Source organism: Pseudomonas sp. SWI44, assembly GCF_002947915.1.
Taxonomy (GTDB): Bacteria; Pseudomonadota; Gammaproteobacteria; order Pseudomonadales; family Pseudomonadaceae; genus Aquipseudomonas; species Aquipseudomonas taiwanensis.
Window position 1 is genome coordinate 5,159,875 of sequence record NZ_CP026674.1, and the last position, 25,212, is coordinate 5,185,086.

24 protein-coding genes are annotated in these 25,212 nt (G+C 61.5%); 19 read left to right on the top strand and 5 right to left on the bottom strand.

The genetic code is table 11. The features are described from left to right. Positions 1-7 precede the first annotated feature (7 nt). Entirely contained in the window at positions 8-1,267 is a 1,260-nt protein-coding gene (locus tag C4Q26_RS24375; RefSeq protein WP_104883772.1) for an MFS transporter, read from the bottom strand. Between the two features lie 307 nt (positions 1,268-1,574). Here C4Q26_RS24375 and C4Q26_RS24380 point away from each other — a divergent pair, with 307 nt between their 5' ends. From C4Q26_RS24380 to C4Q26_RS24405, 6 genes are all read left to right on the top strand, one after another. Continuing rightward, complete coding sequence (locus tag C4Q26_RS24380; RefSeq protein ID WP_046785909.1) at positions 1,575-1,811, top strand: ferredoxin; 237 nt, start codon at positions 1,575-1,577, stop codon at positions 1,809-1,811. Between the two features lie 51 nt (positions 1,812-1,862). After that, positions 1,863-2,621, top strand: a complete 759-nt coding sequence (locus C4Q26_RS24385; RefSeq protein ID WP_046785910.1) for an SDR family NAD(P)-dependent oxidoreductase — start codon at positions 1,863-1,865, stop codon at positions 2,619-2,621. Between the two features lie 66 nt (positions 2,622-2,687). Beyond that, the gene (locus C4Q26_RS24390; RefSeq protein WP_046786388.1) at positions 2,688-3,638 is read left to right on the top strand and encodes a VOC family protein; all 951 of its coding nucleotides are present in this window, start codon (positions 2,688-2,690) and stop codon (positions 3,636-3,638) included. Between the two features lies 1 nt (position 3,639). Continuing rightward, positions 3,640-4,524, top strand: a complete 885-nt coding sequence (locus C4Q26_RS24395; RefSeq protein ID WP_104883773.1) for a fumarylacetoacetate hydrolase family protein — start codon at positions 3,640-3,642, stop codon at positions 4,522-4,524. A 33-nt stretch (positions 4,525-4,557) separates the two neighbouring features. Further along, on the top strand, positions 4,558-6,138 hold the full coding sequence (locus C4Q26_RS24400; protein WP_046785912.1) for an MFS transporter: 1,581 nt from the start codon (positions 4,558-4,560) through the stop codon (positions 6,136-6,138). Between the two features lie 107 nt (positions 6,139-6,245). Then, entirely contained in the window at positions 6,246-7,016 is a 771-nt protein-coding gene (locus C4Q26_RS24405; RefSeq protein WP_196996667.1) for an IclR family transcriptional regulator C-terminal domain-containing protein, read from the top strand. A 9-nt stretch (positions 7,017-7,025) separates the two neighbouring features. Here C4Q26_RS24405 and C4Q26_RS24410 read toward each other — a convergent pair whose 3' ends face one another. Both C4Q26_RS24410 and C4Q26_RS24415 read right to left on the bottom strand, forming a co-directional pair. Beyond that, complete coding sequence (locus C4Q26_RS24410) at positions 7,026-8,216, bottom strand: thiolase family protein (protein WP_051095800.1); 1,191 nt, start codon at positions 8,214-8,216, stop codon at positions 7,026-7,028. Next, a complete protein-coding gene (locus tag C4Q26_RS24415; RefSeq protein ID WP_104884070.1) occupies positions 8,216-8,614 on the bottom strand; it encodes a Zn-ribbon domain-containing OB-fold protein in 399 nt (132 codons plus the stop codon). The genes C4Q26_RS24410 and C4Q26_RS24415 overlap by 1 nt, the downstream gene beginning before the upstream one ends. A 135-nt stretch (positions 8,615-8,749) precedes the next feature. Between C4Q26_RS24415 and C4Q26_RS24420 the strand changes: the two genes are divergently transcribed. The 4 genes from C4Q26_RS24420 (at position 8,750) to C4Q26_RS24435 (ending at position 12,634) form a co-directional block, all read left to right on the top strand. Continuing rightward, positions 8,750-9,451, top strand: a complete 702-nt coding sequence (locus C4Q26_RS24420; protein WP_046785914.1) for an SDR family NAD(P)-dependent oxidoreductase — start codon at positions 8,750-8,752, stop codon at positions 9,449-9,451. Beyond that, positions 9,448-10,449: a fumarylacetoacetate hydrolase family protein gene (locus C4Q26_RS24425; RefSeq protein WP_104883774.1), complete on the top strand. Its 1,002-nt coding sequence runs from the start codon at positions 9,448-9,450 to the stop codon at positions 10,447-10,449. The genes C4Q26_RS24420 and C4Q26_RS24425 overlap by 4 nt, the downstream gene beginning before the upstream one ends. Before the next feature lie 113 nt (positions 10,450-10,562). Continuing rightward, on the top strand, positions 10,563-11,963 hold the full coding sequence (locus C4Q26_RS24430) for an aromatic ring-hydroxylating dioxygenase subunit alpha (RefSeq protein WP_104883775.1): 1,401 nt from the start codon (positions 10,563-10,565) through the stop codon (positions 11,961-11,963). Positions 11,964-12,058: 95 nt separating this feature from the next. Beyond that, positions 12,059-12,634 (top strand): aromatic-ring-hydroxylating dioxygenase subunit beta, encoded by a 576-nt coding sequence (locus C4Q26_RS24435; protein WP_051095694.1) that lies wholly within the window; start codon positions 12,059-12,061, stop codon positions 12,632-12,634. Between the two features lie 27 nt (positions 12,635-12,661). Here the strand turns inward: C4Q26_RS24435 and C4Q26_RS24440 are convergent, their stop codons facing one another. After that, positions 12,662-13,405, bottom strand: coding sequence for a DUF2889 domain-containing protein (locus tag C4Q26_RS24440; RefSeq protein ID WP_104883776.1), 744 nt, complete (start codon positions 13,403-13,405; stop codon positions 12,662-12,664). Between the two features lie 100 nt (positions 13,406-13,505). Between C4Q26_RS24440 and C4Q26_RS24445 the strand changes: the two genes are divergently transcribed. Further along, complete coding sequence (locus C4Q26_RS24445; protein WP_046785919.1) at positions 13,506-14,306, top strand: SDR family NAD(P)-dependent oxidoreductase; 801 nt, start codon at positions 13,506-13,508, stop codon at positions 14,304-14,306. 54 nt (positions 14,307-14,360) lie between these two features. Here C4Q26_RS24445 and C4Q26_RS24450 read toward each other — a convergent pair whose 3' ends face one another. Beyond that, on the bottom strand, positions 14,361-15,992 hold the full coding sequence (locus tag C4Q26_RS24450; RefSeq protein ID WP_104883777.1) for an ATP-dependent acyl-CoA ligase: 1,632 nt from the start codon (positions 15,990-15,992) through the stop codon (positions 14,361-14,363). A 183-nt stretch (positions 15,993-16,175) separates the two neighbouring features. Between C4Q26_RS24450 and C4Q26_RS24455 the strand changes: the two genes are divergently transcribed. The 8 genes from C4Q26_RS24455 (at position 16,176) to C4Q26_RS24495 (ending at position 25,083) form a co-directional block, all read left to right on the top strand. Further along, positions 16,176-16,913, top strand: coding sequence for a TetR/AcrR family transcriptional regulator (locus C4Q26_RS24455; protein ID WP_104883778.1), 738 nt, complete (start codon positions 16,176-16,178; stop codon positions 16,911-16,913). 485 nt (positions 16,914-17,398) lie between these two features. Then, positions 17,399-18,820 (top strand): group II intron reverse transcriptase/maturase, encoded by a 1,422-nt coding sequence (ltrA, locus tag C4Q26_RS24465; protein WP_104883780.1) that lies wholly within the window; start codon positions 17,399-17,401, stop codon positions 18,818-18,820. A gap of 335 nt (positions 18,821-19,155) precedes the next feature. Further along, entirely contained in the window at positions 19,156-20,220 is a 1,065-nt protein-coding gene (locus tag C4Q26_RS24470; protein WP_051095689.1) for an amidohydrolase family protein, read from the top strand. Then, positions 20,220-21,086: a fumarylacetoacetate hydrolase family protein gene (locus C4Q26_RS24475; protein ID WP_104883781.1), complete on the top strand. Its 867-nt coding sequence runs from the start codon at positions 20,220-20,222 to the stop codon at positions 21,084-21,086. Before C4Q26_RS24470 ends, C4Q26_RS24475 begins: the two co-directional genes overlap by 1 nt. Next, complete coding sequence (locus C4Q26_RS24480) at positions 21,083-21,988, top strand: 3-hydroxyacyl-CoA dehydrogenase (protein WP_104883782.1); 906 nt, start codon at positions 21,083-21,085, stop codon at positions 21,986-21,988. Before C4Q26_RS24475 ends, C4Q26_RS24480 begins: the two co-directional genes overlap by 4 nt. Further along, positions 21,985-23,160 carry a thiolase family protein gene (locus tag C4Q26_RS24485; protein WP_104883783.1) on the top strand — a complete coding sequence of 392 codons (1,176 nt, stop codon included), beginning with the start codon at positions 21,985-21,987 and terminating at the stop codon, positions 23,158-23,160. The genes C4Q26_RS24480 and C4Q26_RS24485 overlap by 4 nt, the downstream gene beginning before the upstream one ends. Position 23,161: 1 nt before the next feature. Next, positions 23,162-23,665: a carboxymuconolactone decarboxylase family protein gene (locus C4Q26_RS24490; RefSeq protein WP_177429849.1), complete on the top strand. Its 504-nt coding sequence runs from the start codon at positions 23,162-23,164 to the stop codon at positions 23,663-23,665. Between the two features lie 140 nt (positions 23,666-23,805). Then, complete coding sequence (locus C4Q26_RS24495) at positions 23,806-25,083, top strand: cytochrome P450 (RefSeq protein ID WP_104883784.1); 1,278 nt, start codon at positions 23,806-23,808, stop codon at positions 25,081-25,083. The last annotated feature ends 129 nt before the right edge of the window (positions 25,084-25,212 follow it).

Here is a 25,212-nt window from a genome sequence, read left to right on the forward strand (position 1 = left end):
TGTGGGCTCAGGAGTGGCTGGGCAAGGGCTGCGCGTCGAAGCGCGGCACTCGTCCAAGGGTCAGTAGCAACAGCGGGCCGACCACGCAACATGCGGCGCTGTACACCAGCATGGCGGTGTATGAGCCGGTACGTGCGAGTAGGAAGGCGAACAGCAGCGGCGCCAAGGCCGATGCCACGGTATTGAGGCCCTGGTGCACACCGAATAACCGGCCGTATTCACGCAGGCCGAAGTAGCGCGCAATCAGGAACGCGGCGATATCAAACTCTGCCCCGGCGCCGAACCCGACCAGCACGGCTGCCAGCATCAGGGGCATGAACTCGGTGGTGCCACTCAGGTATACCAGGCAGCCGACAGCGGGCAGCAGCAGGCTGCACGCTGAGACCACCGGCGGCCACAGGCGGTCGAGCAGATAGCCGATGACCATACGCCCCAGGATCAGCGAAATACCGAAGCCGCTGAAAATGGTGGCCGCATCTGCCGCCGGTAGCCCCTTGGCTTGGAGCATCGGCACCGTGCTGGTGACCATGCCGACAATCGACGAAATTACCAGGCCCAGCGCCAGGTTGCAGGTCCAGAATTTCAGCGAGCCCATGCCTTCGCGAAAGCTCATGCCCGGCAATTGCTCCAGGGCGTCCTGCCGGGTGGTATCGGCGGCCTTGGGCAGCTTGAACCACAGCAGGATCAGCGGCAGCAGCACCAGCAGGTTGAGCAGCGCAAGGATCACGAAGGCCGCACGCCAGTCCCACTGCTCTATGCCCCACGTCATCAGCCGGGGAACGGTGGCGGCGGTGACGCCGGTACCTGACAGGCCAATGGCCAGCGCCAGGCCGCGATTTCGGTCGTACCAAAGGCTGATCAGTTGGGTCCAGGTCACGGCCAGTGCGCCCATGCCCACGATCGGCAGCAGCGCAAAGGCCAGGTACATCGACCAGATCGAAGAGCTGACCTGGGTGGTGGCCAGGTAGCCGACCGACAGCAGCAACAGGGACACCACGGTGACGCGCCTCATGCCAAAGCGCAGGTTGAACCAGCCCACTAGTTGCAGCGACACCACCGCGCCGCCAAACAGGAAGGTGATGCACGCCTGCAATTCGCTTTTGCCCCAGCCAAAGGCATCGCCCAGCGGTACCACTAGCGTGCCAAAACCGTACAGAAGCGCGGCATTGATGCTGATGGCCACGCCGGCAACTGACAGAAGCAGGATTCTCCAGCTGTGCCGGAACTCGTGCAGGTCGATGGCCGCCTGGTTTTTCGAAGGGTTCATGAGTTGGCTTCCTTGTAGGTTTTGTTGAGCCAAACACTGCATTTTTTGTGTGAAAACCGTGATTTCCGGTTTGTCCAGCACAGCCGTATGACTCACAGACAAACGAATGTGCTGCGCTGCGCACCCAGTTGAATCACCCTCGGTCACGCCATGTTCAACATCGCGCTGACCGCAGAGCGTTTGCCAGGGCGCAACCGTGGTTCACTGCTGCAACTGAGGCCGAGCATATCCTCGCTAAAAATAAATTGCACATAAAATAAATAAGTGTTCATAATTTGCTGAGGCTGAACCTGATAAGGAGAAAAAAATGAGTTCAGAAAAAGCGCAGTTCAAAGCTGTTGCCGACCGTAGCCGCTGCTGTGGTTACGGCCTGTGCGCCACCATTTGCCCCAGTGTGTACAAGCTCGATGCCGACGGCCTGGTGTACTTCGATGACGCTCGGGTGCCCCCCGAACTTGAAGAAGATGCCCGCGAGGGCGCTGCTGCTTGCCCGGCCGAAGCAGTATGGCTGGAGCCCATCGACGCCCAAGACTGCCCCGCTTGAGTACACACTCACTTGAGAGGGTGTCATTACCAACGAGTTGAGGAGGTGCTGATGGGACGTTTACACAACAAGGTGGCCCTGATTACCGGCACCGGAGGCGGCCAAGGCCGTGCGGCAGCGCTGCGCTTTGCCCGTGAAGGGGCGATCGTGGTCGGGTGCGACTTCAATGCCGAGGGCCACGAACAGACCCGTGCCCTGATGAGCGACGAGGGGTTTACCTTGTATGGCACTGCCCCCGTGGACCTGGGCGATCACGAGCAGGCCAGGGCGTGGATCGAGGCGGCCGTCGCCGAGCACGGGCGCATTGATGTTCTCTACAACAACGCTTCAGCAGCGCGCTTCGGCCTGGTGAGTGAGCTGTCGATCGAAGACTGGCAGTACACCCTGCGTAATGAAATCGACCTGCTGTTCTATACCACCAAGTACGCCTGGGCATACCTGGCCGAGCAGCGCGGAGTGATTATCAACGTTTCTTCCACTGCGGCGTGGGGCGGTTCGAAGGTGGCCGGTATCAGTGCCCACGCGGCAGCCAAAGGCGCGGTAGTGTCGTTTACCCGGCAATTGGCCGTGGAGGGAGCAGCCGTCGGTATTCGTGCCATCAGCCTGAGTCCTGGCTTCGTCGCCACGCCTGGCACTCAAGCGTTTCTGGAAAACCCCAAGGCCCGCGCCATGCTGCTCGACGGTGTGCTGATGGATCGCCCCGGCGAACCTGAAGAGGTGGTGGCGCTGGCGGTGTTCGTGGCTTCCGAAGAGGCCTCCTTCATTACCGGTTCGGACTTTGTCATAGACGGCGGGCTGCTGGCGGTCTAGCCCTGCTGCGACAGCGCGAGCGATAGTTGGCATCGTTTCATCTCGAACAAGAACAAGGTGAACAAATTGGACATCATTGGTATCGGTTATATGGGCTTCGAAACCCCTGATCTTGACGCCTGGCGCGAGTATGGCCCGCAGGTGATGGGCTTTGGTATCGGCAAAAATCCGCCCGGCGACCCGGCGTCGCTGTATTTCAGAATCGATGATCGCCGTCACCGCTTCGCATTCCATCCGGGTAAGGTGGACCGCATCGCGTATATCGGCTGGGAAGCCATCGGGCGCATGGCGTTCGAGGATGGGATCAGGAAGCTCGAGGCCGCCAACGTGGCCTACACCCGTGGTGACGCGCAGCTGTGCGAGACCCGCGGCGTGCGTGAGGTGGTGCGTTTTCGTGACCCGGTCGGCTACCAACATGAGTTGTTTTACGGACAGAAATGGCTGCCGCGTTCATTTCAGCCAGGGCGCCCCCACAGCGGCTTTCTGGCCGACGAGCGCGGTGCAGGGCACGTAGTGCTGATCACTCCGGAGTACACCCCGGAACTTGAAGACTTCCTGCTCAATGTCATGGGCTTCAGCTGGTATGGCGCGGGAGCGGGCAAGGGGCGTACCGGCTTCTTCCGCTCCCGGCTCAACCATCACACCAGCCACGACATCGCCTATGGCCATGGGCCCGGGCGAATGGGCGTCCAGCACGTCGGGCTGTTCGTTCGCAACGTGCGTGATGTGGGCGAGACCTACGATATCGTGCGCCAGCGCGAACTGCCGATGATGATGACGCTCGGCCAGCATGCGCAAGACCCGCACCTGTCCTTCTATCACTACAACCCCTCGGGTTTTGCCTTCGAAACCATTGCTGAAATCGAGCCGTGGCAAGGCGACCCCTACGAGCTGAACCCCGAAAAACTGAGCCTGTGGGGCCACGAGATGGTGGGGCCCATCCTGGGACCGAGTGTCAAGACTCCCGAAGAGGTCCATGACGCCGAGTATCTGCCTACCTACCTGGCCCGGCAGTGACATGCGCCTGGCGCGGATCGAGCTGGGCGGGCAGGCGTTCTGGGCATTGGTAGACGCCAGCAGCGAGCACTGCAGGCGGGTTCGGGCGCCGTTCGCGTGCTGGGCGCGGCTGGGCGCGGGGCTGCACCTGGACGCTCTGGACCTGGCTGGCGAACGCCTGCCGTTGGCCCGGGCACGTTTGCTGCCGCCATTGGAACCGGGCAGCCGCGTGTTCGGCATGGGCCTGAACTACCTGAGCCACCTCGAACGCCTGGGCAGTCAGGCCCCGGCACACCCACTGGCCTACCTCAAGCCCGAGTCGGCCTTGGTCGGGGCCAATGACCCGATCAGGTATTCGCCGCTGACCAGGCAACTGGATTACGAGGTGGAGCTGGTGGCGGTAGTGGGGCGAGCGCTGCAGGATGAACCCCGCGCCAGCGCCTGCCTTCTGGGTTTCACTGTGGGTAACGACATCAGTGCACGCGATGCGGGCCAGCAGATCGGGCGGCTCGACCTACTGACCCAGAAGGCCATGGACTGCACCACGCCCGCAGGGCCGTGGATCGTGACGGCTGACGAGCTGGGCGGCGAGCAGCAGCCTGCGCTGGAGATGCGCCTGAGCGTCAATGACGAAGTACGCCAACACGACAATACCCAGCACATGATCTTCCCCCTGGACGAGCTGCTCAATTACCTGGATGCACGGATCAAGCTGCGCCCCGGCGACCTGGTGTTCACTGGCTCCACGCACGGGGTGGGCCTGGAAAGCGGGCGCTTCCTGCAACCGGGTGACCAGGTGGTGGCGCAAATCTCCGGCATCGGCCAGCTGCGCAATACCATTGCTGCGCCGTGCCCGCTCGGCCCGGCCCGCGCGGTGGGGCGCCTGGGGCTGCCGCTGGATCACTAAACCCTGATGGGCTAGACGTTCTAAGGAGCAATGATGAGCGAGGGTTCGGCGTGGGCGCCATTTCGCAACCGGGCCTTTCGGGGCTTGTGGCTGGCCGGTGCGGTGGTGAATCTGGCGATCTGGATGCAGACGGTCGGCGCAGCGTGGATCATGACCACGCTCACCGCCTCACCAATCATGGTGTCGCTGGTGCAAAGCGCGGTGACACTGCCGGTCTTTCTATTCGCACTGCCGGGCGGGGTGCTCGCCGACCTGGTCGACCGACGTCGCTGGCTGATCGTCACCCAGTGCCTGATGGTGTTCGCGGCCATCATGCTCAGCCTGTTGGCCGGGTTCGAGCGCCTCGAAGCCTGGGGGCTGCTGGCTTTCACCTTCGTGCTGGGCACCGGCAGCGCGCTGGGTATGGCGGCGTGGATGGTGACCATGATCAGCGTGCTGTCGCGTGATCAGGTACCGGCAGCGGTCGCCCTGAATGGCATTGCGGTCAACGCCACCCGTGCCCTGGGGCCGGCCTTGGCCGGGGCGTTGATTGCCTACTGGAACAACACGTCTGTGTTCGTGCTGATCGCGCTGTGCATGGCCGCCGTGATGTTCTTTCTGTTGCGCCTGGCGCCGGCACCGCCTGTCCACGGGCTTCCGCCGGAAACCCTGATAGGCGGTATGCGCAGCGGGCTGCGCTACATTCGCCATTCGGCGGTACTGTCCAGCGCAATGCAGCAGGTGCTGGTGTTCACTGCCAGCGCCAGTGCTCTGTGGGCGCTGATGCCCCTGGTTGCGCGCCAGCAACTGGGCATGGGCGCCGGTGGCTACGGCCTGCTGATGGCATTCCTGGGGGCGGGGGCGGTACTGGCTGCACTGAACTCACCTCGCCTGCATCGCAGGCTCGGCCTGCGTCAACTGATTGCCTGCGGTACCGCCGCCTTTGCCGCCGCCGCGCTGGCCGCTGCGTTGTCGAGCAACCGCTACCTAGTGTGCGTCATGATGCTGTGTGCCGGGTTCGGCTGGATGGCGGTCAACGCCACGCTCTCTTCGGTGGTGCAGACTTATGCCGCCAACTGGGTGCGCGCCCGCGTAGCGTCGATGTACGTATTGACCCTGATGGGCGCGATGGCCTTCGGTGGCGCCGCCTGGGGGGCGCTGGCCGAGTATGCGGGGCTGCAGGCAAGCCTGCTGGTGTCGACGCTGTGCCTGTTCGCCGGGGTGCTACTGACGCGTAACGGCCGTGTGGAACTGGGCCAAGAAGCCGACTTTGCACAGGCGCCGCTGACCGACAACCTTCAATTGCAGGCCCCAGTGGCGCACGCCGACGGGCCGGTTTCGGTGGAGGTGATATACGAGGTGCCTGCGCCGCAGCGAGATGATTTTCTGTTGGCGGTGTATGCGGTAGGCAAGGCGCGGCGGCGCAATGGCGCGCAGAACTGGCGGCTCTACCGCGACATGGCCGAGACGCAACGCTACAGCGAACGGTTCATCGTCGAGTCCTGGCTCGACTACTTGCGCCAGCAGGTGCGGGTGACCCAGGCCGACCTGGCTCTGGAAGGGCTTTTGCAGCAGTTTCGCCGCGAAGACCTGCAAACCCGCCGGCTGATCTACCAGCCGCCGCTGAACCCATAGGCTCCGGATCGCGGTAAATTCCCATGTAAAACTTTACGGGGCGAGTAATTCTCAGGCTAGAATGTTGGTAACAACTAGTTACCGGACGCAGTATGGACACTTCAGACATGAGCGACACCGCCAAATCGGCCAATGCAACCCTCGTCAAGCCGGTATCCAACGCCATACGCATCCTGCGTCATCTGAGCCAGGTCGGCAAACCTGAACGCTCCTTGGATATCGCCCGGCAGCTTTCCATCAACCCCAGTACCTGCTTCAACATCCTGCGTACCCTGGTGCAGGAGGATGTGGTCGATTTCAGCCCGCTGTCCAAACGCTACTCAGTGGGCTCCGGCCTGGCGCGCCTGGTGGAGCAACTGGTGACCCAGGGTCATCGCGTGCAGATGGCCAAGCCGTTGTTACAGAACCTTGCGTCGCGGCTGCGGGTGACCATCACGCTGTGGCGCAAGATGAGTCCGGACCGGATCGTGATCGTCAGCTCCGCGGCCAGCCCCACCGATGTGCGCATCGACATGGCCGAAGGCCAACGACTGCCGATCCTGATGGGCGCAAGCGGGCGACTGTTCGCCACTCAGCTCGACATGCACGACCCGCTGGTGGAAAGTAATTTCGAGAAGATCCGCTGGGCCCGGCCGTTGTCTCTGGAAAATTACCGCGAGGACGTCAAAGTGGCTGCCGAGCGCGGCTGGGCGATGGACGATGGGCATTTTTCCGGCGGTATCCTGGCCGTGGCAGCGCCGATCTATTCTCCTTCCAACAGCATCGAGTTCACCGTTTCGGCGGTGATGTTCCGCGGCCAGCGCGACGAAGAGGGCCTTGCCGAGATGGGCAAGGCGCTGATCGAGTTCTGCAACGAAGTGGCCTGCGTACTCTACTGAACCCCGTCGCTATTCGCGTACCAACAGTAAGCTGCCCCCCAGCGGGCCGCCGCCTGCGGCCACCGTACTGACGCCATGGTCGCGGGTTTGCCGGCCTTCGGCGCGCCCCCACAGTTGCAGGCACGCCTCGTGCACGTAGCCCAGCCCGTGGGTGCGCCCGCCTGACAACTGCCCGCCATTGGTGTTGATCGGCAAGCTGCCTTGCAGCGCGATACGCCCTCCACCTTCGACAAAGGACCCGCTTTCACCCACCGGGCACAGACCCAGGGCTTCCAGCCAGATCAGGGTCAGGATTGAGAAGCCGTCGTACAGCTGCGCTGAGCCGACGTCCTGCGGGGTGTAGTCGGTGCGCGCCCACATCATCTGGCCGACATCGAAGGCGGCCATCCGGGTCAGTGAAATCTGGTCCCACGACCAGGGCTGGTTCAGCGCGGCGCCCATCGCCTCGATGCGGATCGGCCTGTTCGGCAGATCCTGGGCGACATCGCGATGCGACAGGATGATCGCGGTAGAGGCATCGCAGTGCACATCGCAGTCGAACAGGCGCAGGGGCGAGGAGATCATCCGCGCGTTCATGTAGTCGTCCATCGTCATGGGCGTGCGGTACACCGCCTTGGGGTTGCGCATGGCATTGCGTCGGCAGGTGAGGGCGATCTGTGCCAGTTGCTCGGGGCGGGTGCCGTACTCGTGAAAATGGCGCTGGGCATACAGGGCCATCAGGTTGATTCCCGAATGCACATTGAATGGGGTGAACCATTGCCAGGCGTAGCTGTTGTCGCGGCCCTGGGTTTTGGCGGTCAAGGCGCCGGCCTGGCGGTTGACTGCGCGTGCCGAGGCTTCGGTGATGGTGCGGAACACCAGCACATGCTTGCATAACCCGGCGGCGATCGCCATCGCCCCGTTGATCACCCCAGCCAGGGGACCCGGTCCTTCGTAGCCTGCGCCAAACCAGTTGACGTTGAGCCCCAGTGCACTCTTCAGTGCGCTGGGCCCCACCGGGGAAAACGGGTCGCCATTGTTGTTGTCGCCGGGCCAGCAGGCCACCCCGTCGATATCGCTGCGTTGCAGCCCTGCGTCGGCAATCGCTTGCAGGCACGCATCGAGGGTCAGACGCATGGCTGATTTGTCCGACGGCCGGCCGACTTCCGACTGGCCGATGCCGGTGATGGCCACGTCTTTTTCGTAACGGTGATCGAACATCATTGAGCCCTCTCGAACAGGGGCAGCCACACGTCCTCGACATTGAGGAAACTGACCCGAACCGGCATGTCGATGTGCACATCCGTGACCGGCATGCCCACTACGTTGCTGATGAACTGCAAGCCGGCCTGTTCGGCGAGTTCGATGACCGCCACCACGTAGGGCACCTCTAGGTCGGGCGTCCAACCCTGATAGTTGATGGTGAAGCTGAGCACCTTGCCCCGGCCAGACACCACTTCGGGGCCCACCTCAAAGCTGGCGCACTGCGGGCAGAGCGGAGCAGGCGGGTGAAAGTAGCGGCTGCACGCGGCGCAGCGGTGGATCAGTAACTGGCCCGTTTCACCGCCTTGCCAGAAGGCGCGGTTGTCGGCGTTCAGTGCAGGGAGTTTTCTAGGCATCAGCAGTCCGTGGTGAATGTTTGACATGAAGTCACACAGTATCATTTGCACATATTTTGGAAAAGTGTCATATATTGGCTCGGGCGAAAGCACGAATCGACCGTTCGCGCGGTAAAACAACAAGAGGATTTGGCTATGTCCCAGTCATTACTGGACAAAAGGGTAGTCGTCACGGGCGGTTTCGGTGTCTTGGGCAGCGCGCTGGGCAAGTACTTGCTGGCGCAGGGCGCGCGAGTGGCCCTGCTGGACCGCAGCGAGGCACCTGCCGACCTGCTCGATACGCACAACCTGCTGCGGCTGGGCGGCGTCGATCTGACCTCGACCGAGTCGGCCGCTGCCGCCTTCGAACAGGTGGCAGCGCACTGGGGCGGCGTCGATGGCCTGGTCAATGTCGCCGGCGGGTTTGCCTGGGAAACCCTCGAGGGTGGCAGCCTGAACACCTGGGACCGTCTGTACCAGATGAACGTGCGCACCGCCGTGGTAAGCGCCCAGTCGGCGCTGGCTTACCTGCTGCAGTCCGGCGCCGGGCGAATCGTCAATGTCGGCGCGCTGGCATCGGTCAAGGCCGCTGCCGGCATGGGCGCCTATGCTGCTTCCAAGGCGGGGGTGGCCCGGCTGACCGAAGCCCTGGCCGAGGAGCTGAAAGACCGTGGCGTGACGGTGAACGCGGTATTGCCCAGCATCATCGACACCCCAGCCAACCGCGCTGACATGCCTGACGCCGACAGCAGCCGCTGGGTGACCCCGCAGGCATTGTCGGGGGTGGTCGCGTTCCTATTGTCCGATGAAGCGGCCGTCGTGACCGGCGCGTTATTGCCTGTGAGCGGTCGGGTATGAGGCTGGTCACTTATACGGACGCCAATGGCGTTGACCGTGCCGGTGCACTGCTCGACCAGGACCGCCAGGTGCTCGATCTGCAAACGGCCTATCGGGTGATGCAAGGGGGCGACAGCGCCGCTCTGGGTAGCATCCTTGCGTTGGTAGAAGGCGGTGATGCGGCGCTGGAGCTGGCCCGCGCCCTGGTAGCCAAGGCGCCCTCGGCGGCTGTGCTGGAGCGCTCTGCGGTCAAGTTGCGAGCACCGATCCAGCCACCACCGCAAATGCGCGATTGCTCCTGTTTCGAACTGCACCTACGCCAGAGTTTTGCCGCCGCCCGGCGTGCCCGAGCGCTGCGTACCGACGATCCCGAAGCGACCTTCAAGGCCATGAATACGCGTGCCGACGACCGAGTGATTGAGACCTTTAACAAGCAGCCCATCTACTACAAGGGTAACCGCTTTGCCGTGGTGGGCATCGACGACGAGTTCCAGTGGCCCAGCTTCAGCTGCGCGATGGATTTTGAGCTGGAGTTCGGCTGTTACATTGGCAAGCGGGGCAAGGACATCAGTCGTGAGGCCGCTGGCGCGCACATCGTCGGTTACACCATTTTCAACGACATGAGCGCCCGCGATGCCCAGGCTCTGGAAATGCCCGGCATGCTCGGCCCAGCCAAGAGCAAGGACTTCGACACTGCCAACATCATGGGCCCATGCCTGGTGACTGTGGATGAACTGGGAGACCCCTACGACCTTAACATGGTGGCGCGGGTCAACGGCGAGGAGTGGGGGCGTGGCAACACCCGGGACATGCGCTGGCGATTTGAAGACGTGATCGCCCATGTGTCGCGCTCCGAGACTCTATACCCCGGCGAGTTCCTGGGCTCGGGCACGGTGGGTAACGGCTGTGGCCTGGAGCAGTTGCGTTACCTCAAGCCTGGCGATGTGGTCGAGCTGGAAATCGACGGTATCGGCATGCTGCGCACCCAGGTTGGCCGCAAGGCGGCTACTGAGGCCTGACACTGAACCGCCAAGGGTCTACTTTTTTGAACGTGAATTAAGTATACAAAAATTAATAAAGTGTCTTATATTTCGTTGCGGGCCCGCCGTGACACCCTGAGCAGGAGGCAATCATGCTAACAAGAACAAGCCCCGTATTGTCTGATGGAACCAAGGTCTCGGACCTCATTTATCCCAACACTCGCGAAGTGCAGATGCGCGTGCTGTCCGACCGTGAAATCTACGAGCTGGAGATGGAAAAGATCTTCGGCAAGATCTGGGTACTGCTGGGCCATGAAACGGAGATCCCTAACGCCGGGGACTTCATGGTTCGCGACCTGGGTTCTGACTCGGTGATCGTCGCCCGTGGCAAACAAGGCGAGGTGTTCGTCACCTTAAACGTGTGCCCGCACCGCGGCATGCGCATCACCACCGCCGATTGCGGCAACACCCAGATCCATAAATGCATCTACCATGGTTGGGCATTCCGTCCGAACGGGGATTTCATCGGTTCGCCGGTGGAGCGCGAGTGCATGCACGGCAAGATGATGCCTAAAGAGGAGCTGGGGCTGAAAAAGGCGCGGGTCACGTTGTATGGCGGCCTGGTGTTTGCCACCTGGAACACCGAGGGGCCGTCCTTCGAGGAGTTTCTGGGCGACGCTAAGTGGTACTACGACATGCTGTTCTGTCGTTCCGACAAGGGCATGGAAGTGCTCGGTCCGCCTCAGCGCTTCATCGTCAACGCCAACTGGAAAACCGCTGGCGAGCAGTCCGCCGCGGACGGCTTCCACACCCTGACCCTGCACCGCTGGCTGGGCGAGGTGGGCAACTATGCGAAGAAGGGCGAGGGTGAAACCGCCGACCTGAGCCCGGAAATGATCGGTGTCGAGATCAGCTCGCCGCATGGCCATGCCCTGCGTTGCATCGACCTAGCCCGCAAGATCAAGCGCCTTACCGGCCTGGACCCGGCCGAGCTGAGCGTGCAGCAGAAGCTTGAAGCACTGCCACCTGCCGGTATGACCGCCGGGATGGTCGAGCAGCTGGCACGCAACCTGAGCGACGAGCAGTTGCAGGTGCTCACCAGCATGCCTCCACAAGTGGGTGGAATGTTCCCGAATATTCTTTTTGGGTTTGTCTACATTCCACAGCCCGACGGCAGCGTCGTCGGTTCCATGACCCTGCACGCCTATGTGCCGCAAGGCCCTGACAAGTTGGAGTTCGTCAACTGGGTGTTCGCCGAGAAGGGCGCGCCACCAGAGCTGCGAGACAAGATGCTCAAGCAGACCATTCAACTATTCGGCACCTCCGGCATGGTCGAGCAGGATGACTCCGATACCTGGCCGCACATGACGTTGGCCGCCAAGGGCGCGATGGGGCGTAAGAGCACCCTCAAGTATCAGGCCTGCTACGAGACGGGTGCGCCTGAAGGCTGGCCCGGCCCGGGCATCGTCAACGAAGGCTTTACCAAGGACGACACGCAGTGGCACTGGTGGCTGTACTGGCACGAGCTGATGACCGCCGCGGATGAGGCATGAGCATGGGGGAGGCTCGCTTTTCGAAGCGGCCCTTCCTGCGCTGTCGCGTCAACTCGTCACCCTTCAAGTAGAAGAACAACAATGAGGAATTGCTCATGACGCAGGTTCAGCAACGCGGCGTGGAGGAGATCCAGCCTGGCTCCCCGGTCGGCACACGGCGAGTGCCGGTGGGGTCGGCGGTCTACAACGACGTGGTGACCTTCCTTTTCGAGGAGGCCACCTTGCTCGACCAGATTCGCCTTCAGGAATGGGCCGAGCGCCTGGACACCGACCTGGTTTACACCGTGCCGCTGCGCCAAACGCGCCTGGCCTCGGAACTTAAGACCACCATCGTGCGCAGCGTGCAGCACTACCACGACGACTACCGCTCGATGATGGGGCGCATCCTGCGCTTGTCCGGCAAGAGCGCCTGGGCAGAAGACCCGCCTTCGCGTACCCGCCGGCTGGTGACCAACGTGTTCGTGGAGGAAACGCAGAAGCCTGACGAGTTCGTGGTCACCAGTTACCTGTTGCTCACGCGCAGCCGTTTCAAAGACCACCACGTCGACATCATCAGCGGTGAGCGGCGCGATGTGCTGCGCCTGGGGGCGGCCGGGTTCAAGCTGGCGCGGCGCGAGGTGATTCTGGACCAGGCGGTGCTGGGCACCCCCAACCTGGCCATCTTCCTCTAAAGCGTCGTGTAAAGGCCACGCGGCGTGTCACGCCGCGTGGTCACCGGGCATGGCACGCAGCCACGCCTGGTCCTGGGCGCACAATGCCTGTGGGTTGTTGCTGAAATCCAAGGTCGAGCCCTGCATACGCAGTGCCTGTTCGGCGCGGGCCGGTTGCTGGCTGTAGCAGCGACCGCTGCTGACGGCGTGGGCTTGTTCGTCGAGGTTGTAGGCGCGCCCCATCGATATAAGCGTGCAACGGCGCAGAAGCAGCGACGCTTCGGCGGTGTCTTCGCTGAGGGTGCCCAGCGCCCAGCGCGCCATCCCTTCGCGAAGGTTGACCCCTGCAAAGGGTGGCGGCCCTTCGATCATCGTACCGTTCACTTCCCAGCTCAGGACCTGCCCGCTGTTGCAGCTCAGACTGGCGCGGGTATGCCCGTCGATACGTGCGCCGACCTGGATCTCGTAGCGCCGCTCGCCGGCGCCGCGGGCGGCGCGCGCAATAGCCAGGCCGGCCAGGTCGAGCAGGTGGGTGCATTGATGGCTGGCGTCAGTGTGCCGGGTGACCGAATGCGCAATGCGCGCCAGTGGCATGCCTACCAGTGCCTGCAGTTGGTCGCCAGCCTGCGGGCACAGCGAATAGGGGTAGCGCAGCGCTTCGCCACCGATGGCCGTGACATGGCCGGCTGTGTGGCTGGCCCATACGCGAAAGTGGTGAAAATCATCTTCCAGGGCCGCACGAACGTGGTCTGCGTGGGCAATGATGTCTACGCGGCGTCGAAATACAGTCATCCTGGTGTCCTTTTGCAAAGGGTGTAAGGGGTCGCTGAAATCGGCTATATTTGAACACTAAATACTATAATGTTCACTAAAAACAAGAAAAGGAGCGGTTATGGCCCTGCTGAACGAACAGGTCGCGCTGATTACCGGCGCAGGGGGCGGAATCGGCCGAGGCATCGCGCTGAACTTCGCCAGAGAGGGAGCTGCGGTGGTGGTCGCAGAACTGGATGAAGCCAGCGGGGAAGCGGTGGTAGCGGATCTCAAGGCGCTTGGCGCCAGGGCGGTTTTCATTCGCACGGACGTCTGCAGCAAGGCCGATATCGAAGCCGCGGTGCAACTGGCCGTAGACGAGTTCGGTGGCCTGGACATACTGGTCAACAACGCGTTTGCGCCCACGCCCAACGTGTTGCTGGAAGACAAGACCGATGCGATGCTCGCGCAGACACTGGGTTCGACCGTGTGGGCAGCCTGGTGGGCGATGAAGGCGGCGCTCCCGCACATGAAGGCGCGCGGGGGCGGCAAGATCATCAACTTCTACTCGATCGATATCGAGATCGGTGCCTGGCTGCATGGCGACTACAACACAGCAAAATCGGCCATCGTGGGGCTGACCCGCAGCGCGGCCTCTGAATGGGGGCGCTTCAACATTCGCACCAACGCCATCGCGCCCACCGCGATGGGCGCCACTTTCCACAAGCTGGCGGCAGAGAACCCGGGGTTCGCTGAAATGTCTGCTTCCATGCGCCCGCTGGGGCGTTGTGGCGAGCCTGAGGCCGATATCGGTCCGGTGGTGGTGTTCCTGGCCAGCGAGATGTCGCGCTTCATTACCGGCGAAACCATTCACGTCGACGGCGGTCTGCACCTGCCTGGCTACAACTCTCGGCCCAAAGGCATCCCCGTGCGCGAATACTGAAACCAAAAAAAAAGCGCGGCTAGTGCCGCGCTTTTCGCGTGCTGGGTGAAGCGGCTACTTCTTGGCAACGCTGATCGAGGTAGTCTCGAGGTCCCAGGTAGTAGAGGTTTTGCCTTCGTCGCGCAGCAGGTATTTCAAAACACGGCCCTGTGGGTTCTTCGGCAAGCTGGGGCGAAACTCGATGTAGCGCGGTAGGGCGTAGTAGGGCACCGTCTCCACGGCCCAGTGGAACAGGTCTTCGGGGTGCAGCGTGGCGCCTTCATGCAAAACTGCAGTGACCTTCACGTCATCTTCGCCTTTGTCGGACGGCACCGCATGTACCGCCACTTCGGCCAGGGCAGGATGCACGCCGAAGGCCGCCTCCATCTCGAAACTGGAGATGTTTTCTCCACGGCGTCGCAGATAGTCCTTTTTGCGGTCGACAAAGTAGAAGAAGCCGTCATGATCGAACTTGCCGATGTCGCCAGTATGGAACCACATGTTGCGCATCAGCTTCTGGGTGTCTTCCGGCCGGCGCCAGTAGCCCTGGAACATGATGTCCGGGCGCAGTGGGCGTACCACGATTTCACCGGCGGTATCAGGGGGGACTTCCTGGTCAAGGTCGTCGACAATGCGTACATCGAAGTCGGCAATGCGTTTGCCCGAGGAGCCGGGCGCTGCATATTCGCCGGCTGCCAGCGAGGTGATCACGCAGGCTTCGGTCAGGCCATAGCCGTTGCCACCCACCAGCGGCGTGCCGAAGCGTTCGCGCCAGATCTTCTTGGTTTCTTCGGTATAGGGGTTGCCGCGAGCGGTGTGTATCTGCCCGACGCAGCGCAACATGGCCTCGTTGTCTGGCGCCTGTGCGAGGAGCCCGCCCATGCCGCCGAGAATCGAGGCGATAGTGGCGCCCGAGCGTTCCACTTCCGGCCAGAAGCCGGACACCGAAAAGCGCGGCAGGATGGCGGCACGTGCACCCACCAGAATGCTGGCGATGATCGACACGCACAGGGCATTCATGTGGAACAGCGGCAGCGGTGTAATGGTGACGTCATCGGCACTGGCAGGTCCTGCACGCAATTGCAAGCGGGCTAGGTTACACATGAAGTTGTAGCTGATCATGCAGCCTTTGGACGGGCCGGTGGTGCCCGAAGTGTAGATCAGGCAGGCGAGGTCGGAAGGTTGCGGTTTAGTGGCCTGCGGGGTGGCGTCCTGGCCGCGATAGCTGTCCAGCGCGGTAATGCGAATCGCGCACTCGGGCACGCTGTCGAGGTTGCCGCGGTGCAGAATGTGGTGCACGTCATGCAGCTGTTCTGCCAGCGGTGTGATGCGCTGCAGGTAGGTAGCTTCGCAGATCACCAGCGAGGTGCCAGTGTCGGCAATCTGGTGGCGCAGAAACTCGCCCTTGAGTGCCGTGTTGATCGGCACGCTTACTGCGCGCAGCTTGTTGATGGCCAGCCAGGTGATGACCGCATCGATATTGTTGTCGAGCATGGTCAGTACAGTTTCACCCGGCTTGATACCGAGCGACGCCAGGGCGTTGGCCATTTTTGTCGAAAGTGAATCAACTTCACCGTATGTGTATAACTCTCCACTGAAATCCAGCAGGATTCGGTCCGGATGCCGTGCCACCGCACGTTCTAGCGCATCAATGACCGTGTCTCGTTCTCCTACCGCCCAAGTGTCTGGATTCCCACTGCTACCCATGAGTTTTCTCCGTTTAGGCCCCGAAACTGCTGGTCTGCCTGGTTTTTGTTTTAAATAGAGAATCTGATTCTAAATGCAAAATATCAAATTGTCTTTAGCATAAAGTTGAACATATACGATTATTTGTGCGCAGATTCTGTGCTAACGTTGCCTCATCATTACTCTCCACGAGCCTGCAAGTCCATGCCAAAAAATGCTACTCAGCTGGCAGAAGCGCCTAAGGCCGCTGCCAAAACCAGGAAAAAAGCCGCACCTGACGCCCCTGCGAGCGGCGCCAAAGCCGTCAACACCGTTGAACGGCGCAATGGCCCGACGGTGGCAGGCAATAAAGTCAAGCCCAACCGCCGTTCGGAAGAAACCATCGCCAACATCCTCAAGGCGACCGAAGAAGTGGTGCTGATGTCGGGCGCCGATCGCATTTCCATCCTCGATGTGTGCCAGGTCGCGGGTGTATCGCGCGGTACCTTTTACCGCTATTTCTCTTCCCAGGAAGACCTGCTGGACACCTTCTCACGGCACAAGCGTGAAAGCTTCCACACCTCGTTGTCGCAGGAGCTGGGCCACATCAGTGACCCGGAAGCGCGGCTGAACGCACTGTTCGCCTACCTCGACAACTACCTTGAGCAAAGCCGTGCGCGGCGCCTGCTGGTGGTCGCGCCAGACTATGCGCTGGGGTTCTTTCGGCGGATTTTTCACGACTCGATCGTTCGCTTTCAGGATGGCCTGGGCATTGTCTTCGATGACTGGGACGACCGCCTGGGCGTACGCCTGGATCGGGAACTGATCTGCGAAATGATCATTCGCTATGTGTTGAGCGAAATCCTGGTGCCGGAGGCGGCGGGGCGCCGACTATTCCCGGTACGCGTGAAAAAGCTGCTTGGCGCATTGATCATGGGGTCTACCTCGCGCACCCGCCGCTGATACCTTCTTTCTCCATTCTGTACACCCTAAGCCCCCGTCAGTCGGGGGTTTTTTGTGGGTGCGCCAGGCATGGCGCGTTGCGCGTCAGCGCAACCCGCTTGGCTGTGGTGGCCGAGTGGGTGACTTGGAGGTGAAAGTCCTCTACACACCCGGCAAGGGGAAGTGTTAGCCAGAGGCAAGGGTGTCGTGGGTGACTGCGAATCTGAAGGAAGCCCGAGGCAAAATGCTGGCCTGACGAACAGGAAGCGGATAGAGGCGACACAGCGGGGTAAGTCGGCCCATATCGCCAAAGCCCAATACTTGCACGGAGCGCTGTGACGTAAATCCGACAGGCATAAGCAGGAAAGTCACGCGAATTACCCTGGGAGATCTGCCCGTTTGCCATTGTGCTACCGAGCGTCGAGAGGCGACGGGATGAGCGTGCAGAAGTCAGCCGAGGCCGTAGTAAGTGGCGATTAACCGCGTCACCAAGGGCCGAACAGGTTATGCCGCCAGTAGGCGTCACTGTCTCGTTGGTAACCGTAATGCAGAAATTTCCCACAACGGAAACTGTCACCCTGAGTCCCGGCCAGAAGCCGAGGGTGATGCATGACAGTGCAAAGGTATCGACGGCGTCAGTAACGTGGACGAACGCGGAGCCGGACACGCTGATGGAGCGGGTGCTTGCGCCGGCCAACCTCAGGCGTGCGTATCAACGCGTGGTCAGCAACAAGGGAGCGCCGGGTGCCGATGGCATGACGGTCGCTGACTTGGCGGGCTACGTGAAACAGTATTGGCCAACTCTCAAGGCCAGGTTGCTGGCCGGTGAATACCATCCCCAGGCAGTGCGGGCGGTTGAAATTCCCAAGCCGCAGGGCGGCACACGGCAACTGGGAATCCCTAGCGTCGTGGATCGTCTAATTCAGCAAGCACTGCTGCAGCAGCTCACGCTCATCTTCGACCCTCTATTTTCGGACTTCAGCTACGGCTTCCGTCCGGGCAGAAGCGCTCACCAAGCCGTTGAAATGGCCCGCTCCCATGTGGCGGCGGGTCATCGCTGGTGTGTGGAGCTTGATCTTGAAAAGTTCTTTGATCGAGTCAATCACGACATCTTGATGGCTCGCTTGCAGCATCGGGTTGAAGACAAGCGAGTGCTCAGGCTTATCCGCCGTTACCTCGAAGCCGGGATCATGTCAGACGGAATCGTCAGCCAACGGCAGGAGGGGACGCCGCAAGGCGGCCCGCTGTCGCCGTTGCTGTCGAATATTTTGCTCGATGAACTCGACTGCGAACTGGAGCGGCGGGGCCATCGCTTCGTGCGCTACGCCGATGATGCGAACATTTATGTGCGCACTCCTCGGTCTGGTGAGCGGGTGCTGGCCAGCGTCGAGCGCTTCCTGTGCCAACGTTTGAAACTGACGGTGAACCGGAAGAAGAGCCAAGTGGCAGGGGCCTGGAAGTGTGACTACTTGGGTTACGGGATGAGCAGGCACCAGCAACCAAGGCTGCGCGTGGCAACAATGAGCCTGGGGCGCTTACGCGACCGACTCAGAATACTGCTGCGCAGTGTAAGGGCTCGCAAAGTGGCGACCGTCATCGAGCGAATCAATCCTGTCCTGCGAGGCTGGGCTGGCTATTTCAAGCTCAGCCAGAGCAAACGCCCACTTGAGAAATTGGACGGCTGGGTCAGGCACAAACTTCGCTGCGTCATCTGGCGGCAGTGGAAACGGCCCTCAACGAGGGCGCGTAACCTGATGCGCCTGGGCTTGAGTGCGGAGCGTGCCTGTAAATCGGCTTCCAATGGTCGAGGCCCGTGGTGGAATTCCGGGGCATCTCATGTGAATCAGGCGCTACCGAAGAAGCTATGGGATAGACTCGGACTGGTCTCGATACTGGATACAATTAACCGGCTTAGCCGCATAACCTGAACCGCCGTGTACGGAACCGTACGCACGGTGGTGTGAGAGGACGGCGGCTGTGAAGCCGCCTCCTACTCGATTTTGTCGAAATTCCTCTTCCTCATTTTCGCGCTTGTTGGTCAGTTCAAGCCCTCTTGCCTAGGTTGGGGGCAGGCTCTGCCTCGGGGGTTTCAGGGTGGCTTTAAAATAATATGAACAGAATTTTGATTTCTGCTCAAATTAATTTTAAGCTCTGGCCTAGTAGCGAGCCTTGCTGTTCCCCTTCCCGCGTCGGTTGACCGTGACCGCGCAAAGGCACCCCGCTGCAAACCAACAAAAAAGTGCCAACTTCGAGGTACCTGCACATGCTTATCGATCTGCACGCTCACGCACCCCATCCGGGCTACTACAACCAGCACCCGCACTGGGGGCCGTTCTTCGAACAGCACGCCGATGGCGATATCAAGCTGCGGGTGGGGGAATGGATTCTGGGGCTCGGTTCGCCTGAGCGTAAGGCTGCCGTGCGTTCTGGCAACGGCCCCAAGCTTGAAGAGTACTTCGCGCGCTGGGCGGATCCGAAAGTCCGCCTGGCCGGCATGGATGCGGCAGGGCAGAACCTGCAGGTAATCTCGGTGCCGTCGCACTGCTACATGTACTGGACCGAGGCCGAGTTCGCCGTACCATTTGCACGTACCGTCAACACGACGCTGGCTGAGTACTGCTCGGCGGCCCCGGACCGCCTGATGTTCTGGGCCCACGTGCCGTTGAACGCGCCCGAGGCGGCCGCCGCCGAACTGCGCTATGCCTGTACCGAGCTGGGGGCCAAGGGCATGGTAGCCGGTGGCGCCAACTTCGGCGGCCTGGAGTTCGATTCGCCGGAGCTTGACGTGGTGTGGCGCACCCTCTGCGACCTGGACCTGCCGATGTTCATCCACGGCTACAATCAGTCGGTCACCTGGGGCAAGAACGCCAACGACGACCGTTACGAAACCACCGCCATCGTCGGCATGCAGTACGACGAAAGTCGCTGCTTCTGGAACCTGATCTGCGGTGGCGTGCTGGACCGCTTCCCCGACCTCAAGGTGTACATCACCCACGGCGGCGGCTACGTGCCGTATCAGCTTGGGCGCCTGGCCAAGACCAACGAGAACCTGGACGTCAAATACAACAAGAAGCCGTTGCTCGACTACATGAAGAACTTCTACTTCGATGTCGAATTGCACGAAGTGCCGATGCGCCAGGCGTTGGTCGATATCATCGGTGCCGACCATGTGCTGTACGGCAGCAACTTCGGCGGCAGCGATGCGGTGCGTCATGACCTGACCCATGGCCTGAAGCTTTCGGATGCCGATCTGCGCAAGATCCGCTATGAGAACGCCTGCCGCCTGCTGCATCTGGATCCCACCAAGCTGGGCAAGGTAGGTGCCTGATGAGGCTGGCACGCTGTGAGCATTCGGCGGTCGGTATTTTCTGGGCCGTGGTCGATGTCGCCCAGGACCAGGTAACCCCTATTTCCGGCGACTTCAGGGACTGGGCGCCGGGCGTGGCGGCGGGGCGGGGCATCAGCTCCGTCCGGCTCGCCGGCCCGGCGCTAGCGCTGTCGAAAGTGCGCTTGTTGCCACCGATCGAACCGATCAATCGGGTAGTGGTGGCGGGCGCCAACTATGCCAAGCACCTGGTGGAGTTCGGATTGAATGCACCGGCGCAGCCGGTCGCATTCCTCAAGGCCTACGGTGCGTTAATCGGCGCCAGGGACCCAATTCGCTTTCCGCCCTTGACCGAAGAACTCGACCACGAGGTTGAACTGGTGGCGGTGATCGGTACGGGCGAGATCGACGTCGAAAACCCGCTGGCCTGCGTGCTGGGCTACACCGTCGGCAACGACGTGAGTGCGCGTGACCTGCAGCGCAGCGGGCCGCCCGGCATCGGCATGGACCTGTTCGCCGCCAAGAGCCAGGACCAGACCACGGGCCTAGGCCCGTGGATCGTCACCAAGGACGAGTTTGCCGAGGGCTCCCCGCGGTTGCGCTTGACCCTGAAGGTCAATGGCGAGGTTCGCCAGGATGGTTCCACCGCGGAGATGACCTGGGACGTGGGGCAGTTAATCAGCTTTGTGCAGCAACGCTCCAGCTTTGCCGCGGGCGACGTACTGTTCACCGGGTCGCCGGCGGGCGTGGGCATGGGCACAGGGCTGTATCTCAAGGAGGGCGACGTGGTTGAAGCCAGCGTCGAAGGCATCGGCACATTGCGAAATGTAGTCGGTAAAAAACCGCAGCCAATCGAGAGCCAGACATGAACACCAACAATAAAGAGAAAGTAGTGGTCGTGGGTGCCGGTTTGATGGGCACCGGCATTGCGCATGCTTTCGCCAGTTCCGGCTTCGCCACCGTCGTGGTCGATACCAAGCCGGCCTCGTTGACCCACGCGCGGGCCAGCATCGAAAAGATCCTTGGCGATGGCGTACGTCTGGGCAAGGTCAGCGAGGAGCAGGCGCAGCAATCACTGGCTAATTTGCTGACCACCAGTGACCTGAGCGAAGCCGCTAGCGGGGCGAACTGGCTGGTTGAAACCGTCTCCGAGCAACTGGCGGTGAAGAAGGCAGTCATCAGCCAGGCAGCCCCGCTGCTGGCCGCCGACGCGATCATCGCCACCAACACTTCGGCCCTGAGTGTGACCGAAATTGCCGCGTCGGTGGACAGTGCCGACCGGGTCATCGGCATGCATTTTTTCAACCCGGTGCACAAGATGAAGCTGGTGGAGCTGGTACGTGGCCTGGCCACCAGCGACGAGGTGGTGATACGCACGCGCGCGCTGTGCGAGCAGATCGGCAAGACCTCCATCATCGTCAATGAGTCGCCAGGGCTCACCACCAGTCGCATGTCTGCGCTGCTGGGTAATGAGGCGATGTGGATGCTCCAAGAAGGTACCGCGACCGCCGAAGACATCGATACAGCACTGCGCCTGGGCTTCAATCACCCGATGGGGCCGCTGGAGCTGGGCGACCTGACCGGCTGGGATACGCGATTGTCGGTGCTGCGCTACCTGCATCAGACTCTGGGCGAGAAATTTCGCCCCTGCCCACTGATCATCAAGATGGTTGCGGCCGGACGCCTGGGGCGCAAGACAGGGCAGGGCGTGTATCGCTATGCCGATGGCAAGCAGGTTCCAGGGTCCGGCCTCAAGGCGAGTGCACTATGAACGAGGTCGTTATCGTTGATGCGGTGCGCACGCCCATCGGCAGGTTTCGTGGCAGCCTTGCGGGAGTGCGCGCCGATCATCTGGGCTCGCTGGTGATCAGCCGCTTGCTGGAACGCGTAGATATGGCTCCTGAGCAGGTCGAAGATGTGATCTTCGGCTGCGTGACGCAGATCGGTGAGCAGTCCGCCAATATCGCCCGTACCGCATTGTTGGGTGCAGGCTGGCCGGTCAGCATTCCCGGGTTGACCATCGACCGTAAATGCGGTTCGGGTGAAGTCGCTGTGCACCTGGCCGCTGGCGCCATCGCCAGTGGCGCGGTGGATGTGGTAGTGGCCGGTGGCGCGGAAAACATGAGCCGCGTTCCGATGGGCAGCAACCGAGACCTTCACGGCGAGGCGTTCGGCTGGATGGCGGTGCAACGCTATGAATTGACCAGCCAAGGCGAGGCGGCCGAGCGGATCGTCGACCAATGGTCGCTCAGCCGCGACGCCCTGGATGACTTCGCCTTTGCCAGCCATCAGCGCGCTGCGGCCGCTTGCGACGCGGGGTATTTCGACAACGAGATCGTGCAGGTCGTGGTCGATGACCTGAAGGAGCAATCACTGACCGAGCCGGCTGGCGTGTTGCGTCGCGATGAAACCATTCGCCGGGATACCTCGCGGGAAAAGCTGGCGACGCTCAAGACCAGCTTCCGCCCCGAGTCCGGGCGCATCACCGCAGGCAATTCTTCGCAGATCTCCGATGGTGCTGCCGCGCTGCTGCTGATGAATGCCGACACGGCGAAAAAACTTGGGCTCAAGGCGCGTGCGCGCATTCGCGCTTTCACCACGGTTGGCTCCGACCCGACCTTAATGCTGACCGGGCCGATTACTGCCACCCGCAAGGTGCTGGCCAAGGCCGGGTTGAGCATCAATGACATCGACCTGTTCGAGGTCAATGAAGCATTTGCCTCGGTGCCGCTGGCGTGGATGCTGGAGACTGGCGTACCCCATGAGAAGTTGAACGTCAACGGGGGAGCCATTGCCCTGGGGCATCCGCTGGGGGCCAGTGGTGCGCGCCTGATGACCACCTTGCTCAACGAGCTTGAGCGCCGGGGTGGCCGCTTCGGCCTGCAGGCCATCTGCTGTGCCGGTGGCATGGGCACCGCTACCCTTATCGAACGGCTCGATTGAGGTGGCCCGCCTGCCTCTGGTTGCCCTGGGTGACATGCCGGCCGCGTTGCAGGACGCGGTCGAGCGTGGACAGCGCAGCCGCATGCTCAGCTCTGTTACTCCGGTCCAGGTCTGGGCGCATCGTCCTGCGGCCGCTTTGGCTTGGCTGGAACTGATGGAAAACTTGCACAGCGAAAGCCTGCTGCCTGAGCGTCTGCGCGAACTGGTGCGCCTGAGGATCGCCAGCATCACCACCTGTCAGGCCTGCCAGCTGGCGCGCAAGTCCGACACCGTTACCGAGCAGGACATCGCCTGCATGGCCAGCGACAGCGCGTGGTTCAGCCCGCAGGAAAGGGCGGCACTGCGCTACGCCGAGTTGTTCGCCAGCGATTATCTGGCCATCGATGACCAGCATTTCAGCCAGCTCAAAGGGTGTTTTTCTGCCGCCCAGATAGCCGAACTGGGTATGTACTGTGCGCTGATGTTGGCCGGTGGGCGCATGACTCTGGTGCAACAGGCATATTGAAAGCTGTCGTGCATCAATAAATATGTTCAGAAAAAGTATATTTGTTCATTTTTATTCGAATAGGTCCTATCCTTACTTCAGCATATAGGGGCTGTAGCATGCCCCGATAAAAAATAATGACAATAAAACCGGAGATGATCATGTCCACACCGGAACACAGCGACCTGACCAAGGTATTCAGTGATGTAGCAAGCAATTATCGGGGCACCAGCGACATTGACCTGCACGCCACCTACCGCGACATGCGAGTCAATTCCCCCGTCCTGCAAGACAACTTCATGGCACGCCTCGGCGTGCCATCGATCGCCGGGCTTGACGCTACGCGGCCTACCTTCACCTTGTTCAAATATGACGACGTGATGGCTGTGATGCGCGATGCCGGCAACTTTACCAGCGGCTTTATCGCCGAGGGCCTGGGAGCCTTTTTCGATGGTCTGATCCTGACCGCGATGGATGGTGAGGCGCATAAGAGCATCCGTAGCCTGCTGCAGCCGGTGTTCATGCCCGATACCGTCAACCGCTGGAAGGAAACCCGGATCGACCGGGTGATTCGCGAGGAATACCTCAAGCCCATGGTGCCGGCCAGGTCGGCCGATCTGATGGACTTCGCGCTGTATTTCCCCATCCGTGTGATTTATTCGCTGATCGGTTTTCCCGAAGACCGGCCAGAGCAGATCGAGCAGTATGCGGCCTGGGCGCTGGCGATCCTGGCGGGGCCCCAGGTGGACCCGGAAAAGGCCGCTTCCGCACGCGGCGCGGCAATGCAGGCGGCCCAGGCGCTGTATGACGTGGTCAAGGACGTGGTCGCGGAGCGCCGTGCCCAGGGTGGTACGGGTGATGACCTGATCAGCCGCCTGATCCAGGCTGAATACCAGGGCCGATCACTGGATGATCATGAGATCGCGACCTTCGTGCGGTCGCTGCTGCCTGCGGCTAGTGAAACCACCACCCGCACCTTCGGCACCCTGATGTCTCTACTGCTGCAGCACCCCGAGGTGTTGGAGCGGGTGCGCAATGACCGCAGCCTGGTGAACAAGGCCATCGATGAAGCGGTGCGCTTCGAGCCCGTGGCCACCTTCAAGGTGCGCCAGGCCGCCAAAGACCTGCAGATCCGCGATGTACCTATCCCGCAAGGGGCGATGGTGCAGTGCATTGTCAGCTCCGCCAACCGCGACGAAGACGCCTTCGAACACCCCGACGTGTTCGACATCGATCGCAAACCGAAGCCTTCGTTCGGCTTCGGCTTCGGTCCGCATATGTGCATCGGCCAATTCGTGGCCAAGACCGAGATCAACTGCGCGCTGAACGCGATTCTCGACCTGATGCCCAACATCCGCCTAGACCCGAGCAAACCCGCGCCGCAGATAGTAGGCGCGCAGCTGCGCGGTCCGCATTACCTGCATGTGCTGTGGGATTGAAGCAGCCCCTGGTTGTCGCTGACAGCCTTGCATTCGACTAAACATGAACACAAATAAAAAAAGTGTTTAATTTTAGTTGGATCTGCTCTATGCTTCATTCACAACAACAAGCCCGAATGCGAAGGGGAT

What these genes read in the sequence shown, in the direction of transcription:
- C4Q26_RS24395 (WP_104883773.1), top strand. Translation starts at nt 3,640, where the DNA reads ATGCGCCTGGCGCGGATCGAGCTGGGCGGGCAGGCGTTCTGGGCATTG.
- C4Q26_RS24410 (WP_051095800.1), bottom strand. Translation starts at nt 8,216, where the DNA reads ATGTTCGATCACCGTTACGAAAAAGACGTGGCCATCACCGGCATCGGC.
- C4Q26_RS24435 (WP_051095694.1), top strand. Translation starts at nt 12,059, where the DNA reads ATGACGCAGGTTCAGCAACGCGGCGTGGAGGAGATCCAGCCTGGCTCC.
- C4Q26_RS24470 (WP_051095689.1), top strand. Translation starts at nt 19,156, where the DNA reads ATGCTTATCGATCTGCACGCTCACGCACCCCATCCGGGCTACTACAAC.
- C4Q26_RS24440 (WP_104883776.1), bottom strand. Translation starts at nt 13,405, where the DNA reads ATGACTGTATTTCGACGCCGCGTAGACATCATTGCCCACGCAGACCAC.
- C4Q26_RS24375 (WP_104883772.1), bottom strand. Translation starts at nt 1,267, where the DNA reads ATGAACCCTTCGAAAAACCAGGCGGCCATCGACCTGCACGAGTTCCGG.
- C4Q26_RS24430 (WP_104883775.1), top strand. Translation starts at nt 10,563, where the DNA reads ATGCTAACAAGAACAAGCCCCGTATTGTCTGATGGAACCAAGGTCTCG.
- C4Q26_RS24475 (WP_104883781.1), top strand. Translation starts at nt 20,220, where the DNA reads ATGAGGCTGGCACGCTGTGAGCATTCGGCGGTCGGTATTTTCTGGGCC.
- C4Q26_RS24445 (WP_046785919.1), top strand. Translation starts at nt 13,506, where the DNA reads ATGGCCCTGCTGAACGAACAGGTCGCGCTGATTACCGGCGCAGGGGGC.
- C4Q26_RS24415 (WP_104884070.1), bottom strand. Translation starts at nt 8,614, where the DNA reads ATGCCTAGAAAACTCCCTGCACTGAACGCCGACAACCGCGCCTTCTGG.
- C4Q26_RS24480 (WP_104883782.1), top strand. Translation starts at nt 21,083, where the DNA reads ATGAACACCAACAATAAAGAGAAAGTAGTGGTCGTGGGTGCCGGTTTG.
- C4Q26_RS24485 (WP_104883783.1), top strand. Translation starts at nt 21,985, where the DNA reads ATGAACGAGGTCGTTATCGTTGATGCGGTGCGCACGCCCATCGGCAGG.
- ltrA (WP_104883780.1), top strand. Translation starts at nt 17,399, where the DNA reads ATGCCGCCAGTAGGCGTCACTGTCTCGTTGGTAACCGTAATGCAGAAA.
- C4Q26_RS24400 (WP_046785912.1), top strand. Translation starts at nt 4,558, where the DNA reads ATGAGCGAGGGTTCGGCGTGGGCGCCATTTCGCAACCGGGCCTTTCGG.
- C4Q26_RS24495 (WP_104883784.1), top strand. Translation starts at nt 23,806, where the DNA reads ATGTCCACACCGGAACACAGCGACCTGACCAAGGTATTCAGTGATGTA.
- C4Q26_RS24405 (WP_196996667.1), top strand. Translation starts at nt 6,246, where the DNA reads ATGAGCGACACCGCCAAATCGGCCAATGCAACCCTCGTCAAGCCGGTA.
- C4Q26_RS24385 (WP_046785910.1), top strand. Translation starts at nt 1,863, where the DNA reads ATGGGACGTTTACACAACAAGGTGGCCCTGATTACCGGCACCGGAGGC.
- C4Q26_RS24380 (WP_046785909.1), top strand. Translation starts at nt 1,575, where the DNA reads ATGAGTTCAGAAAAAGCGCAGTTCAAAGCTGTTGCCGACCGTAGCCGC.
- C4Q26_RS24455 (WP_104883778.1), top strand. Translation starts at nt 16,176, where the DNA reads ATGCCAAAAAATGCTACTCAGCTGGCAGAAGCGCCTAAGGCCGCTGCC.
- C4Q26_RS24450 (WP_104883777.1), bottom strand. Translation starts at nt 15,992, where the DNA reads ATGGGTAGCAGTGGGAATCCAGACACTTGGGCGGTAGGAGAACGAGAC.
- C4Q26_RS24425 (WP_104883774.1), top strand. Translation starts at nt 9,448, where the DNA reads ATGAGGCTGGTCACTTATACGGACGCCAATGGCGTTGACCGTGCCGGT.
- C4Q26_RS24420 (WP_046785914.1), top strand. Translation starts at nt 8,750, where the DNA reads ATGTCCCAGTCATTACTGGACAAAAGGGTAGTCGTCACGGGCGGTTTC.